The following is a 12,814-nucleotide window of genomic DNA, read 5'->3' as shown; positions in this document are numbered from 1 at the left end:
GGCGCAGGCCGGTCCCCGTTGCGAGTCTGGAAGCATGACCACGACCGCCCCCGTCCCGACCCTGCCGACCAGCCGCGGTGACCGCATCCGCTACGGCGGACTCATCGCCCTCATGGTGATGGGCTTCCTGCTGGTGACCGCCGAGTTCCTCCCCAACGGAGTGCTCACCGAGATGGCGGACGGCCTCGGGGTGACCCCCGGCCAGGCCGGGCAGACCGTCACCGTCACCGCGCTCGTCGGGCTCTTCGTCGCCCCGACCGTCGGCCTCGTGTTCCCCCGTCTGGACCGTCGGTCGCTGTTGGTGTGGATGGCGCTCGCCGCCGCCGTGTCGAACCTCGTGGTCGCCATCGCGCCGAACCTCGTCGTCGTCCTGCTGGCGCGGTTCCTGCTGGGAGCGGCGATCAGCGCCTACTGGACGATGTCGATCACGGTCGCCGCGCGGCTCGCGGGGCCGGAGCACCTCGGTCGCGGGGTGATGTTCACCTCCGCGGGCGTCTCGCTCGCCACGGTCGCCGGCGTCCCGCTCGGGGTCATGCTGAGCGAGGTCGTCGACTGGCGCGCCGTGTTCGCGATCGCGGGAGTGCTCATGGTGGTGCTGGCCGTGGCCCTGCGGTGGGCGTTGCCGACCGTCCCGGCAGAGCGCGCGTCGAGCCTGCGTCTGCTCGTCGACACGGTGCGGCGTCCGGGCATCGGCCTCGGGATGGTCGGACATGTGCTGGTCGTGCTCGGCCACTTCCTCGCCTACACCTACGTCCGCCTCGCGCTGGAGCGCATCCCGGACGTGGACGCGTCGACGATCGTCGTGCTGCTGGCGCTGTTCGGTGTCGGGGGCCTCCTGGGCAACCTCTCCATCGGCCTCGTGATCGACCGCTCCTTCGCCTTCTTCGCGGTGTTCGCGCCGCTCGTCATCTCCGCCGCGGTGCTCTCGATGGTGCTCTTCTCCGGATCCATCATCGGCATCGGTGCGGTCGTGCTCCTCTGGGGCTTCTTCTTCTCGTCGTGGCTGATCGTCGTGAACACCTGGGTGGGCCACCGCATGCCGGACCGCCTGGAGGCCGGGGGGAGCCTCGTGGTCGTCGGGTTCCAGGGGGCGATCACGCTCGCGGCCGGCGTGGGCGGACTCCTCGTCGACACCCTGAGCATCGAACTCGTCTACACGATCGGGGCGGTCTCGCTCCTCGCCGGTGCCGTCCTCTTCGGACTCTCGAACCGCCGCAGCGCCCGCTCCTGACCTCCGGGCACAACTTCGGAGCTGGCCGACGACACGCCGTCCCCTCGGGCCCGGGGTCGGCATGTCGTCGCCGGTCTCCGAAGCCGTGCCCGCCCCGGGAGGGGGGAGATCGCGGGATCAGGCCGGAACGAGGGAGTGCGAGGCGCGCCAGGAGGACGGGGTCATGCCCGTCCGGCGGCGGAAGGCGCGGCTGAAGCCCTCGTCCGAGGCGTAGCCGAGCTCGCGCGAGACGCTCGACACCGACTGCCCGGCCTGGAGCATCCGCTTCGCGGCATCGATCCGCACCTCCGTGACGTAGTCGGCGGGGGAGCGGCCCACGGTGAGACGGAACCGCTCCGCGAAGGCCGAGCGCGACATGGCCCCGACGGCGGCCAGGCGCTCGACGGTCCAGTCCCGTCCCGGCTGCTCGTGGATGGCGTCCACCACCCGGTCGAGGAAGGGATCCTTCGACAACGAGGGCCACCCCGCGGGCGCACATCCGTTGGCCGCCCAGGCCCGGATGACCGAGAGCAGCACGGTGGTCGCCATCATCCGGCAGATCAGCGGGTCTCCCTGGCGCACCGGGCACGCGGGCGCATCGACCACGCCCATGTTCTCGGCGAGGGCGGCGGCAGCCGGCTCCAGCGCGTCGAATCCGGTCACCGCGAGGAAGGGCGGCAGGAGCGCGGGCAGGGGAGAGGCGGTGTCCGCGAGCTCGATGTCGACGAGGAGGAGCGCGGTTTCGGCGTCGGCCTCCAGCGCGAAGGCGTCGCCGCGGAGCAGCAGGAAGGCGTCGCCGGACACGAGTCGGTCGCGGTGTCCTGGCTCCTCGACCGTGAGCTGCTGCGAGGAACGGTCCACGTCGAGGCGGCAGCCCGTGCCCAGAGGCGGATGCCCGTGCACGGCGCCGTCGGCGACGTAGACGAGGGTGATCCGGCCGGACGGCAGCGGGAGGAGTCCTCCGGGGGTCAGCCGCACGCGGCGGGCGATCCCCACGCGCAGGTCCACCGTGCCGAGCACCGAGGACAGCGCGTCCGCATCCACCGTCACCATGCCTTCGGCAACGTCGGCCGCCGTCCCCCTATTCCCCTTCGAATCGCTCACCTTGCACCATTTCGGCGGCGGATGGGGCCAAGTGGGCGATTCGAAGCGGGATACGCTGGAGGGGTACCCCACCCGAGGAGTCCCGTGTTCCGCACCCCTGGCCGCCTGTACCGAGTCCTCGCGATCGCGGAGGCGATCACCTGGACCATCCTCATCGCCGCGATCATCGCTCGCGCCGTCGGAGCCCCCGGCGTCGTGGTGACGGTCGGCGGCGGAATCCACGGGTTCGTGTTCCTCGCCTATGCCGCGACCGCCGTCCTCGTCGCGCTCAACCAGCGGTGGCACCCGGGCGTCGGCGTGCTCGCCGTCCTCAGCGCCGTCGTGCCGTACGCGACCATCCCGATGGAGATCTGGCTGCATCGCACCGGTCGGCTCCGGGGCGACTGGCGGCTCGACGCCACCGACGACCCGCGCGACGGTCGCTGGTACGACCGCCTGATGCGCTGGTTCCTCCGTCGCCCCTGGGTGCTCGCGGTGCTGCTTGTCGTGGGCATCGTCGCGCTGTATGTGATCCTGCTGCTGGTCGGCCCGCCCGGGGGCAAGTGACCCGACCCCGAAGGGCGTGATGCCCTAAGGGATCGGCGTCGGTGCCGTCGCGCCGGGAACGCCGGCGACGTGGAGGGCCGTCCGCAGCGCGGCGACTCCCGTGAAGTGGTGCGTGGTCATGCCCAGCGCTCGTGCGCCGCTGAGCTTCCCCGGCGAATCGTCGAGGAAAAAGACCTCCTCCGGAGGGAGGTCGAGGGCTGCGACCACGTGGCGGAAAGCCCGGACGTCCGGCTTGGCGTGTCCGATGTCGGCGGAGTTGAACACCCGATCGAAGTGCGCGTCGATCCCGCTGTCGTGAAGCTCCTCGTCGATGGTGTCGGTGCCGTTCGTGAGGATGGCGCAGGTGGTCCCGTGAGACCGCAGCGCGTCGACGAGCGCCAGCATCTCCTGGTCGGCGGCGAACGGCGTGCGTCCCCATTCCTGCGCCGCGGCGGCCGACCCTGCGGCCTCTCCGACGCGGATGATCCATTCCTCGCGGGTGAGGAGTCCCGTGGTCACCTCGTCGATCAGCGGGGAGGAGAAGGCGATGCGGGCGATCGCGCCGTCCGCGAGCCCGTGCCGTGCCTCCAGGGTGGGGTCGTGGTCGAAATGACGGATGACCCCGTCGAGGTCGAAGAGCACGGCGCGGATCATCCCCCCATCCTGCCTCCCGGCCACCACCTCCGTGTGGATGGCGTGCCAGCTCTCCGCGATCCGCTCCATCGAGCCCAGGTGCACCCCGCAGACGGCGTCCTCCTCGGCAAGGAGCTCGATGATCTCGATGCCGTCGGCGGCGGGGCCGGAGTAGGAGTATCCGGCGACGACCTCCATCCCGTCCGGCAGCGTCCGGTACTGGGCGATCGGGGTGGTGAGGGCGCGGGGAGGGGCTTCTGGACGATCTCGATCTGCGACATGTGCTTCTCCTTCTCGATGAGGTGGAGGCGCCGCTCCACATCGACGAGTCGCGCGGCGGCGAGCCGGTGCTCCCGCTCCACCTCGGCGCGCCGGATGCGCAGCAGTGCGGCGATCCGGTCGGCGCAGACGCCCTCCGCGAGGATCGACGACCGAAGCCGAGCGATATTGCCGTGACGCACAGTGCATCCCAGTATATCGTTTACCGCTTCTGAACTGGGCTTTCAATGTCGGTGGCCCCTGCTTCACTCGGGGTGTGACAGGACTGGCGGACGCGACGATCGAGCAGGTGGAGGCGCTCCGAGCGCTCACGGAGATGCTCGTCGGTGTCGAGCGGACGATCAGTGGTCTGCAGGCTGCGCGGGATGGGATCCTGGCTCTGGGATCGCGCCTCGCCGTGGAGGTCGCGGCACAGGCCGACCATCCGGACGGCGCGGATCTGAGCGTGCGCACGGTCGCGGCGGAGTTCGGTGCCGCGCTGCGGGCGAGCGACAGGACGATGCAGCGGCGGATGGCGGATGCGGTCTGGATCGTCGAACGCTTTCCCCGGCTGTGGGGTGCATGGGGCGCGGGGCAGGTCACCGCCCGGCATGCCCGCGTCATCGCGGAGGCGGGGGAGCACCTCGAGGACGAGGCGGACCGCGACGCGTTCTCCGCGCGAATGATCGCCTTCGCCGAGGACGAGGCGCCGAATCGTGTTGCGCGAATGGCGCGCCGGGTCGCGGAGGAGTTTCAGCCACGTCCCCTCGCGGACCGTCACGAGGTCGCCCGTGAGCGGCGGCGCGTGTGGGTGCGGGACGCCCCTGACGGGATGGCTGAGCTCGGACTCCTGGGGCCGGCGGAACTGGTGCACGGCGTGTTCGATCGGCTGACCAGCATGGCCAAGACTGCACAGGCCGGCGATGACCCGACGGACCTCCGAACTGTCGCGCAGTCCAGGGCTGACCTCGCGCTCGACCTCCTCCTGACCGGCGCTCCGGCAGGCCATGACGACCGCGACGGTGCCCTGGCCGCCATCGTGCCTACAGTCGCGGTCACGGTGCCCGTCATGACCCTCCTCGGTCGGGGAACGGCGCCGGCGGAGCTCGACGGCCGCACCCCTGTCGACCCCGCCACGGCGCGGAAGCTGGCGGGAGCTGCTTCCGGATGGGATCGCATCCTCACCCACCCCGTGACGGGCGCGGTCCTCGCGGTCGACCGGTATCGCCCGAACGCCGAACTACGACGACATCTGCGGGCCAGAGATCAGCGATGCCGCTTCCCCGGATGCGGCTATCCACCCGCGGAGTGCGACATCGACCACCACCGGGACGCCGCGCTCGGCGGGGAGACAACTGCCTCGAATCTCGGTCACCTGTGCCGTCGACATCACGTCTTGAAACATCAGTCCGCCTGGCATGTCGAGGCGCGTGGCGACGGCCTCTATGCCTGGACGAGTCCGACGGGAAGGCTCTACATCGACCGCCCGCCACCGTCGAACACTGTCACCTTCACCGAAGACTCGACGGACGCGCCGTTCTGATCGCCGAGGGAAAACTTGAGCCTGTTCATATCAAGTTCATTTGACAGCCTTGGGGCCTCGGCGTACACTTGAGCCATCGCGACTCAGGTTTCCCTGATCGCCGCAGGTTTTCAGACCACTACAGACTTCCCAACAAAGGAGAGAACACATGGCACGTGCTGTCGGTATCGACCTCGGAACCACCAACTCCGTCGTCAGCGTCCTCGAGGGTGGCGAGCCCAAGGTCATCGCCAACGCCGAGGGCTTCCGCACGACCCCTTCGGTCGTCGCCTTCACCAAGGACGGGGAGGTGCTCGTCGGCGAGACCGCGAAGCGCCAGGCCGTCACCAACGTCGACCGGACGATCGCTTCCGTCAAGCGCCACATGGGCACCGACTGGACCTTCGACGTCGACGGCAAGAAGTGGACGCCGCAGGAGATCTCCGCGCGCATCCTCCAGAAGCTCAAGCGCGACGCCGAGTCCTACCTCGGAGACACCGTGACCGACGCCGTCATCACGGTCCCGGCGTACTTCAACGACGCCGAGCGTCAGGCCACCAAGGAGGCCGGTGAGATCGCGGGCCTCAACGTGCTCCGCATCATCAACGAGCCGACCGCCGCTGCCCTGGCCTACGGCCTCGACAAGGGCAAGGAGGACGAGCTCATCCTCGTCTTCGACCTCGGTGGCGGAACGTTCGACGTCTCCCTCCTCGAGGTGGGCAAGGACGACGACTTCTCCACGATCCAGGTGCGCGCCACCGCCGGTGACAACCGTCTCGGTGGAGACGACTGGGACCAGCGTCTCGTCGACTACCTGATCAAGCAGTTCAAGGAGACCACGGGCGTCGACGTCTCGGGTGACAAGATCGCCCTGCAGCGCCTCAAGGAGGCCGCGGAGCAGGCGAAGAAGGAGCTCTCCAGCTCCACGTCCACGAGCATCAACCTGCCGTACCTGTCGCTGACCGACTCGGGCCCCGTCTCGCTCTCCGAGACCGTGACCCGCGCCAAGTTCGAGGACCTCACGAAGGACCTGCTCGACCGCACCAAGAAGCCCTTCGAGGACGTCATCCGCGAGGCCGGCATCAAGGTGTCCGACATCGACCACATCGTCCTCGTGGGTGGTTCGACCCGTATGCCCGCCGTCGCCGAGCTCGTCAAGCGCGAGACCGGCAAGGAGGCCAACAAGGGTGTGAACCCGGACGAGGTCGTCGCCGTCGGCGCCGCGCTGCAGGCCGGTGTCCTCAAGGGCGAGCGCAAGGACGTCCTCCTCATCGACGTCACCCCGCTCTCCCTCGGCATCGAGACCAAGGGCGGCATGATGACCAAGCTCATCGAGCGCAACACGGCCATCCCGACCAAGCGGAGCGAGACCTTCACCACGGCCGACGACAACCAGCCGTCCGTCGCCATCCAGGTCTTCCAGGGCGAGCGTGACTTCACGCGCGACAACAAGCCGCTCGGCACCTTCGAGCTGACCGGCATCGCGCCGGCTCCCCGTGGCATCCCGCAGATCGAGGTCACTTTCGACATCGACGCCAACGGCATCGTCCACGTGTCCGCGAAGGACAAGGGCACCGGCACCGAGAAGTCGATCGTCATCTCCGGCGGCTCGTCGCTGTCGAAGGAGGACATCGAGCGCATGGTGCGCGAGGCCGAGGAGCACGCCGCCGAGGACAAGGCGCGTCGCGAGGCTGCGGAGACCCGCAACCAGGCCGAGACCCTCGCCTACTCCATCGAGAAGCTCATCTCGGAGAACGAGGACAAGCTCCCCGAGGACGTGAAGACCGAGGTCAAGGCCGACGTCGATGCGCTCAAGACGGCACTGGCCGGCGACGACGACGAGGCCGTGAAGACCGCGTTCGAGAAGCTCAACCAGTCCCAGTCGAAGCTCGGCGAGGCGATCTACGCCTCCTCGCAGGCGGACGCCGCCGGCGCTTCGGCCGAGGGCGAGACCCCGACCGGTGACGCCCCCTCCTCCGAGGAGGACGTCATCGACGCCGAGGTCGTCGACGACGAGGACGAGAAGAAGTAATCATGACGGACAAGAACTTCGACGAGAACGAGGTTCCGGAGGGGTCGGATGCTCAGGCATCCGGCCCCGTGCCGCAGAACCAGGACTCCCGCGAGGCGAAGGCCGCCGAGGGCTCCGACGAGACCCCGGTCGACGCGGCTGCCGAGGCGGAGGAAGGGCTGACGGTCGAGGACATCCTCGGCGCCGCGCAGACGGCGGATGCCGCCGCGGGCGACGCCGCGATCGCCGACGCCGAGAACGCCCTGCTGACCGACCTCAAGCGCCTGCAGGCCGAGTACGCGAACTACCGACGCCGCACCGAAGAGCAGCGCCAGATCGAGATCGAGCGCGCGAAGGGCGAGGCCGCCAAGGGCCTCATCCCTGTGCTCGACGACCTGGCCCGCGCCGAGCAGCACGGCGATCTGGTCGAGGGCAGCCCCTTCGCCGTGATCGCCGAGAAGGTGCGCGCGGTCGTGGAGCGGCTCGGCGTCGTCGCCTACGGCGAGAAGGGGGAGGAGTTCGACCCCCAGCGTCACGAGGCGATCTTCCAGCAGCCGACCCCCGGCACCTCGAAGACCACGGTGCTCGAGGTCGTCGAGGTGGGCTACCGCCTCGGCGAGGTCGAGCTGCGTCCTGCGAAGGTCGTCGTCGCCGTCCCTGCGGAGTAGGTGATCGATGGCCAGCCAGGATTGGTTCGACAAGGACTTCTACAAGACCCTCGGGGTCTCGAAGGACGTCAGCGACGCTGACCTGAAGAAGACGTACCGCAAGCTCGCGCGGAAGTATCACCCCGACTCCAATCAGGGCGATGCGAAGGCCGAGGCCAAGTTCAAGGAGATCAGCGAGGCCTACTCGGTGCTCTCCGACGCCGAGCAGCGCAAGGAGTACGACGAGATCCGCGCCATGGGCTCGGGCGCTCGCTTCACGGCGAGCGGCTCGGGCGCCGGCGGGTTCGAAGACGTCTTCAGCCGGTTCGGACAGCAGGGGCGCGGCCAGACCGCCGACTTCGAGGACATCTTCGCGATGTTCAACCAGGGCCAGGGCAGCTCGTTCGGCGGCGGCCGGTTCGGGCAGCCGAGCGGCGGCTTCCGTGGCTTCGGCGGCCCGCAGCGCGGCGCCGACGTCACGGCCCGCACCACGCTGGACTTCAGCACCGCCGTGCAGGGCGAGACCATCACCCTGCAGGGCGAGGACGGCAAGCCGTTCAAGGTGAAGATCCCCGCGGGTGTCGCCGACGGACAGAAGATCCGGTTGCGTGGCCGTGGTCGTCCCTCGCCCGACGGTGGGGAGAACGGAGACATCGTGGTGCAGATCACGGTGCGTCCGCACCCGGTCTTCACACGGGACGGTCTCAACCTCCGCCTCGTGGTCCCGGTGACCTTCACCGAGGCGACGCTGGGCGCGACCATCGAGGTCCCGACCCTCGGTGGCGACGTGGTGAAGCTCCGCGTGGCCCCCGGGACCCCCTCGGGTCGCGTGCTCCGCGTCAAGGGTCGCGGTGTCGCGACCGCCAAGGGGACCGGCGACCTGCTCGCCGAGCTCCAGGTCGCGGTGCCGACGCACCTCGACGACGCCGCGCGCGAGGCGCTCGAGAGGTTCCAGGAGCTGGAGCCCCAGGAGAATCCGCGGGCCGAGCTCATGGCGAAGGCCCGCCGTTGACGAGCACAGGCTTTCGCGTCGGGTCAGGCGCTTCCGGAGGGGAGTTGCCTGACCCGGCGCGGCGGCCTGACGTGAAATCAGGAAGGAAGGCGTGATGGACGCGGACACTCCGGTCTTCGCGATCGCCGCAGCCGCCAAGCTCTCCGGCCTGCACCCCCAGACCCTCCGTCAGTACGACCGGATCGGCCTCGTGGTGCCGGGACGGACGCCCGGCGGCTCCCGTCGTTATTCGCACCGCAACATCGAGCAGCTGCGCGAGGTGGCCCAGCTCTCCTCTGAAGGGGTCAGTCTCCCCGCGATCGCCCGGCTCCTCGACCTGGAGGACGAGAACCGGATGCTGCGCGACCGTGTCGTCGCGCTGGAGAGCGCCCTCCGCGCCGAGCGCGAGAACCGTCCCGGCGTGCGGGTGTTCGCCGCCGGATCCGCGGGTGTCGTGCCCATGCCGACCGGCCGACGCATCCGCCGCTCGACGGAACTCGTACTGTGGAGCCCGCGCTCCGGAGCCTGACCGCGCACCCCGGTGTGTATCCTGTCAACTGTTAACAGGAGGTCACCATGACGCAGACCGTCACGCGCGGGGAGTCGCTCGGAGCGCAGGTCGCGCGCGTGCTGCGCCAGCGCATCGTCCGAGGGGAGCTCGCGCCGGGGGCCCGGCTCACCGAAGAGGCCCTCGCCGAGGAGTTCGCCGTCAGCCGCGGTCCCGTGCGCGACGCCCTCACCCAGCTCAGCTTCGAGAAGCTCGTCGAGGTGCAGCGCCCGCGCGGCGTCTACATCGTGGGCCTCACGAGCGACGACGTCGACCAGCTCTACAGCCTCCGAGGCGCATTGGAGCAACTCGCCCTCTCGCGGGCGATGCGGGTCGACGACGACGAGCGGTGGCAGCCGATGGCCGACGCCGTCCAGCGCATGGCCGAAGCCGCGGACGCGGGTGACCATGCGGCCTTCGTCACGGCCGACCTCGACTTCCACTCGCAGATCTACGCCCTCGCCGACCACCCCCGGCTGGAGGGCGCCTGGAACCAGTACCTCCCCACGTTCACGGCCCTGCTCGAGGTCACGATCAACCACGACGAAGACCTCCACGAGTCCGCGGACGACCATGTGAAGCTGCTGGATGTCATGCGCACGGGGTCTCCCGACGCGGCCGCCGCCGTCCTCTCGGCGCACCTCGACGGTGCCCGCGAGCGGATGCTCCACGAAGTCGGCTCTCGCTGAGTCGCGGGACGCGAAGACGCGGGCACATGTTCCGTGCGCATGCGGACATGGGCCGCGCTCCCTGGCGGGGCGAGCATGGAGCACATGACGGGACAGGACAGGAAAGAGAATCCGATCGTCGTCCTCGGTGCCACCGGTACGACCGGTTCGCGCGTGGCGGCACTTCTCGAGGATGCCGGGCGAGCGGTGCGCCGGGCATCGCGCCGCTCGGAATGGCGCTTCGACTGGGGTGACCCCGCAAGCTGGGGGCCGGTCGTGTCCGGAGCGGCGGGCGTGTATGTCGTCCTGCCCGAGGAGCCGATGGACCTTCATCCGTTCATCGAGACTCTCGACCGTGCGGGTGTCCCGCAGGTCGTGGTCCTGACGGCGCGGAACCCCGAGGTGAGCGGTGACGGGATTGCCGTAGGCGCCGAACGGGTCTTCGCCGCGGCGGATGCCGCCTCCACGTTCCTCCGCCCCTCCTGGTTCTCGCAGGGGTTCATCGACGGTCTGTTCGCCGCCCAGCTCGACGCCACCGGAGAGCTGCGGCTTCCCACAGGCGACGGGGGCGAGCCGTTCATCGACGCGGCCGACATCGCCCGCGTGGCGGCGCGCCTGTTCCTCGACCGCACGGGTCCGACGCACGTCGAGCTCTCCGGCCCCGAGGTGCTCACGTTCGCGGACGCGGTCGAGATCGTCGCGCGGCGTACCAGCCGGACGCTGCGATATGTCCACGTGGAGCCGGCGGAGTGGGCGGCCTCCGTGGCGGACTACCTGCCGCCGCGAATGGTCGGGGCGCTCCGAAACCTGTTCGCGGCGATCCGCGATGGCCGCGACGCCTATCTGTCTCCCGGGGTATCGGAGGTGCTGGGGGTGCCGCCTCAGTCGCTCGGGGCGGTCGTCGACCGGTCTGCGGAGTCCCGGCGATGACTGTCGCTGAGGTCGGGGGTCCCGTGCCCCGCGGGGTCAGCCGACGGACGGTGCTCGGCGCCGCGCTCGGTGTCTCCGCTGCCGTCGCCGCTGCGAGCGTCGGACAGGTGTCCACCGCTTCGGCGGCTCGAGCCCGCACCGATCTGGTGTTCATCCACGGTGGCTCCCACGGCGGCTGGGCGTGGCGGCGTGTGGTGGAGCGTCTCGGTGTCCGGCGCGGTCGCATCCTCACACCCACCCTTCCCGGGGTCGGTGATCGCGCGCATCGCCTCGCACGTGGGATCACGTTCCAGGACGGAGTCGACGACATCGTGGCGAGCATCGAGGCGGAGGAGCTCGAGAACGTCGTCCTCGTCGGCCACAGCATCGGCGGAGCGTATGCCTCGGCGGTCGCGGAGCGGATCGCCGGCCGCCTGCGCGGGGCCGTGTATCTGGATGCCGTCGTCGTCGACCCCGGGGAGCGGGTCCTCGACGTCCTCACGCCGTCGAGTCGCGCTGCGCTGCCAACCGTGGTCGCTCAGGCCGGAGAGGGCTTCTTCGTCCCCAGACCGCGGGATCCCGAGATGTTCGGCGTCTTCCGTGAACCCGACGTCGCGTGGCTGCGGCGTCGCCTCACCGCGCACCCGTGGAGCAGTTGGGCGGACGTGGTGCCGCTTGAGGGCGCGGGGCCTTCGATCCCGCGGCTCTACGTCGATTGCACGGAGCCGTCGTTCGCCGATGTCGCGCCATCGAAGGAGCGCGTGCGCGCGCGGCCGGGAGAGTGGCAGGTGCAGCGGCTGACCGCGGGACATGACGCGCTCGTCACCGAACCGGCGGCCGTGGCCCGCCTCATCAGCGGTTTCTGCCGTGCGCTGTGATCACCCCGCCTGCGATGCGATCGACGCCGTGTCGTAGTGCCGCGGACTCACACCGAACCGCCGCTTGAATGCGGTGCTGAGGGCGAACTCGTCCGAGTAGCCGAGGCGCTCGGCGATCTCCTTGAGCGGAGTGTCGGGCGCTTCGTCGAGGATCTCCATCGCGTGCGCCATGCGCCAGCGTGCGAGGTGGGCGGAGGGAGTCGTGCCGACCACATCCCGGAAGGTCCTTGCGAAGGCGGATCGCGAGAGGTGAGCCAGGGCCGCCATCTCCGCGACGGTCCAGGACCGCGCGGGATCTCGGTGCAGGGCGGTGAGGACCGCTCCGATGCGTGGATGCGCGATCCCGCCGATCCACCCCGGCGGTGCAGGGGAGGCGGCTATCCACGCGAGGACGGCAGCGGTCGCCGCGACCTCCGTGAGTTTGGGGAAGAGCCCCGTACGGGACCCTTCACTGCCGATCTGATCCTTCAGGAGCCCGGCGACCGTGGACAACACCGGCGTCTCGTCCACGATGATCAGACGCGGCAGCTCGCGTTCGAGCAGTGCATAGATGTGGCCGCGACTTTCGAAGGAGATGATCCCCGCGGCCTCCGCGTCGAGAAACCCGATGCTCTCCTCGGCGGAGAGACAGACGACAGCGACCTGATGGGGCCTCACCGCGATCGTGCGACCGTCCCGGAGCAGGTGCAGTCCGTCGGCCCCAGCCAGGACGAGCAGCTGCCGTCCAGCGGGGCCGGGGCCGCCGTCGCCCGTCAGAGTGGCTCCGATGCCGGGGAGCGTAAGGGGCTCTGCCGACACCACCCTCATGCTGGTGAGTGCCCGGTTCACCGAATCCAGCCCCATTCCTCCATTGTTCCGCCTCGCGCGGGACGGGGATCCGCATCGCCGAGGCGTTCAGCGGACGGAAAAGA

The 12,814-nt window shown here is 69.8% G+C and carries 14 protein-coding genes; 11 read left to right on the top strand and 3 right to left on the bottom strand.

The window, feature by feature from the left end:
• Positions 1–34: 34 nt before the first annotated feature.
• The gene (locus WFJ36_RS15185) at positions 35–1,231 is read left to right on the top strand and encodes an MFS transporter (protein ID WP_292786496.1); all 1,197 of its coding nucleotides are present in this window, start codon (positions 35–37) and stop codon (positions 1,229–1,231) included.
• Between the two features lie 117 nt (positions 1,232–1,348).
• Here the strand turns inward: WFJ36_RS15185 and WFJ36_RS15180 are convergent, their stop codons facing one another.
• Positions 1,349–2,314, bottom strand: coding sequence for a helix-turn-helix domain-containing protein (locus WFJ36_RS15180; protein WP_292786493.1), 966 nt, complete (start codon positions 2,312–2,314; stop codon positions 1,349–1,351).
• Between the two features lie 84 nt (positions 2,315–2,398).
• Here WFJ36_RS15180 and WFJ36_RS15175 point away from each other — a divergent pair, with 84 nt between their 5' ends.
• Positions 2,399–2,860 (top strand): DUF3817 domain-containing protein, encoded by a 462-nt coding sequence (locus WFJ36_RS15175; protein ID WP_292786491.1) that lies wholly within the window; start codon positions 2,399–2,401, stop codon positions 2,858–2,860.
• Positions 2,861–2,884: 24 nt separating this feature from the next.
• Here the strand turns inward: WFJ36_RS15175 and WFJ36_RS15170 are convergent, their stop codons facing one another.
• Positions 2,885–3,670 (bottom strand): HAD family hydrolase, encoded by a 786-nt coding sequence (locus tag WFJ36_RS15170; RefSeq protein WP_336643633.1) that lies wholly within the window; start codon positions 3,668–3,670, stop codon positions 2,885–2,887.
• A gap of 83 nt (positions 3,671–3,753) precedes the next feature.
• On the opposite strand from WFJ36_RS15170, the gene WFJ36_RS15165 reads away from it, so the two are divergent.
• The 9 genes from WFJ36_RS15165 (at position 3,754) to WFJ36_RS15125 (ending at position 11,903) form a co-directional block, all read left to right on the top strand.
• Positions 3,754–3,966, top strand: a complete 213-nt coding sequence (locus tag WFJ36_RS15165; protein ID WP_336643632.1) for a hypothetical protein — start codon at positions 3,754–3,756, stop codon at positions 3,964–3,966.
• 41 nt (positions 3,967–4,007) lie between these two features.
• Entirely contained in the window at positions 4,008–5,273 is a 1,266-nt protein-coding gene (locus tag WFJ36_RS15160) for an HNH endonuclease signature motif containing protein (RefSeq protein ID WP_336643631.1), read from the top strand.
• A 148-nt stretch (positions 5,274–5,421) separates the two neighbouring features.
• Entirely contained in the window at positions 5,422–7,284 is a 1,863-nt protein-coding gene (gene dnaK, locus WFJ36_RS15155; protein ID WP_336643630.1) for a molecular chaperone DnaK, read from the top strand.
• Between the two features lie 2 nt (positions 7,285–7,286).
• Positions 7,287–7,931, top strand: coding sequence for a nucleotide exchange factor GrpE (gene grpE / locus WFJ36_RS15150; protein WP_060921591.1), 645 nt, complete (start codon positions 7,287–7,289; stop codon positions 7,929–7,931).
• 7 nt (positions 7,932–7,938) lie between these two features.
• A complete protein-coding gene (locus WFJ36_RS15145) occupies positions 7,939–8,922 on the top strand; it encodes a DnaJ C-terminal domain-containing protein (RefSeq protein ID WP_071329294.1) in 984 nt (327 codons plus the stop codon).
• Positions 8,923–9,016: 94 nt separating this feature from the next.
• On the top strand, positions 9,017–9,430 hold the full coding sequence (locus WFJ36_RS15140; RefSeq protein WP_062637270.1) for a heat shock protein transcriptional repressor HspR: 414 nt from the start codon (positions 9,017–9,019) through the stop codon (positions 9,428–9,430).
• A gap of 47 nt (positions 9,431–9,477) precedes the next feature.
• A complete protein-coding gene (locus tag WFJ36_RS15135; RefSeq protein WP_071329293.1) occupies positions 9,478–10,137 on the top strand; it encodes a GntR family transcriptional regulator in 660 nt (219 codons plus the stop codon).
• Positions 10,138–10,221: 84 nt separating this feature from the next.
• Positions 10,222–11,046, top strand: a complete 825-nt coding sequence (locus WFJ36_RS15130; protein ID WP_071329292.1) for a hypothetical protein — start codon at positions 10,222–10,224, stop codon at positions 11,044–11,046.
• Positions 11,043–11,903: an alpha/beta fold hydrolase gene (locus tag WFJ36_RS15125; protein WP_336643629.1), complete on the top strand. Its 861-nt coding sequence runs from the start codon at positions 11,043–11,045 to the stop codon at positions 11,901–11,903. Before WFJ36_RS15130 ends, WFJ36_RS15125 begins: the two co-directional genes overlap by 4 nt.
• On the opposite strand, the gene WFJ36_RS15120 is transcribed toward WFJ36_RS15125, so the two are convergent.
• Positions 11,904–12,746 carry a helix-turn-helix transcriptional regulator gene (locus WFJ36_RS15120; RefSeq protein ID WP_336643628.1) on the bottom strand — a complete coding sequence of 281 codons (843 nt, stop codon included), beginning with the start codon at positions 12,744–12,746 and terminating at the stop codon, positions 11,904–11,906.
• Positions 12,747–12,814 lie beyond the last annotated feature (68 nt).

This window comes from Microbacterium sp. MMO-113, assembly GCF_037148555.1.
Taxonomy (GTDB): domain Bacteria; phylum Actinomycetota; class Actinomycetes; order Actinomycetales; family Microbacteriaceae; genus Microbacterium.
The sequence above is the reverse complement of the archived record's forward strand: the minus strand, read 5'-3'. Positions and strand labels throughout refer to the sequence as shown.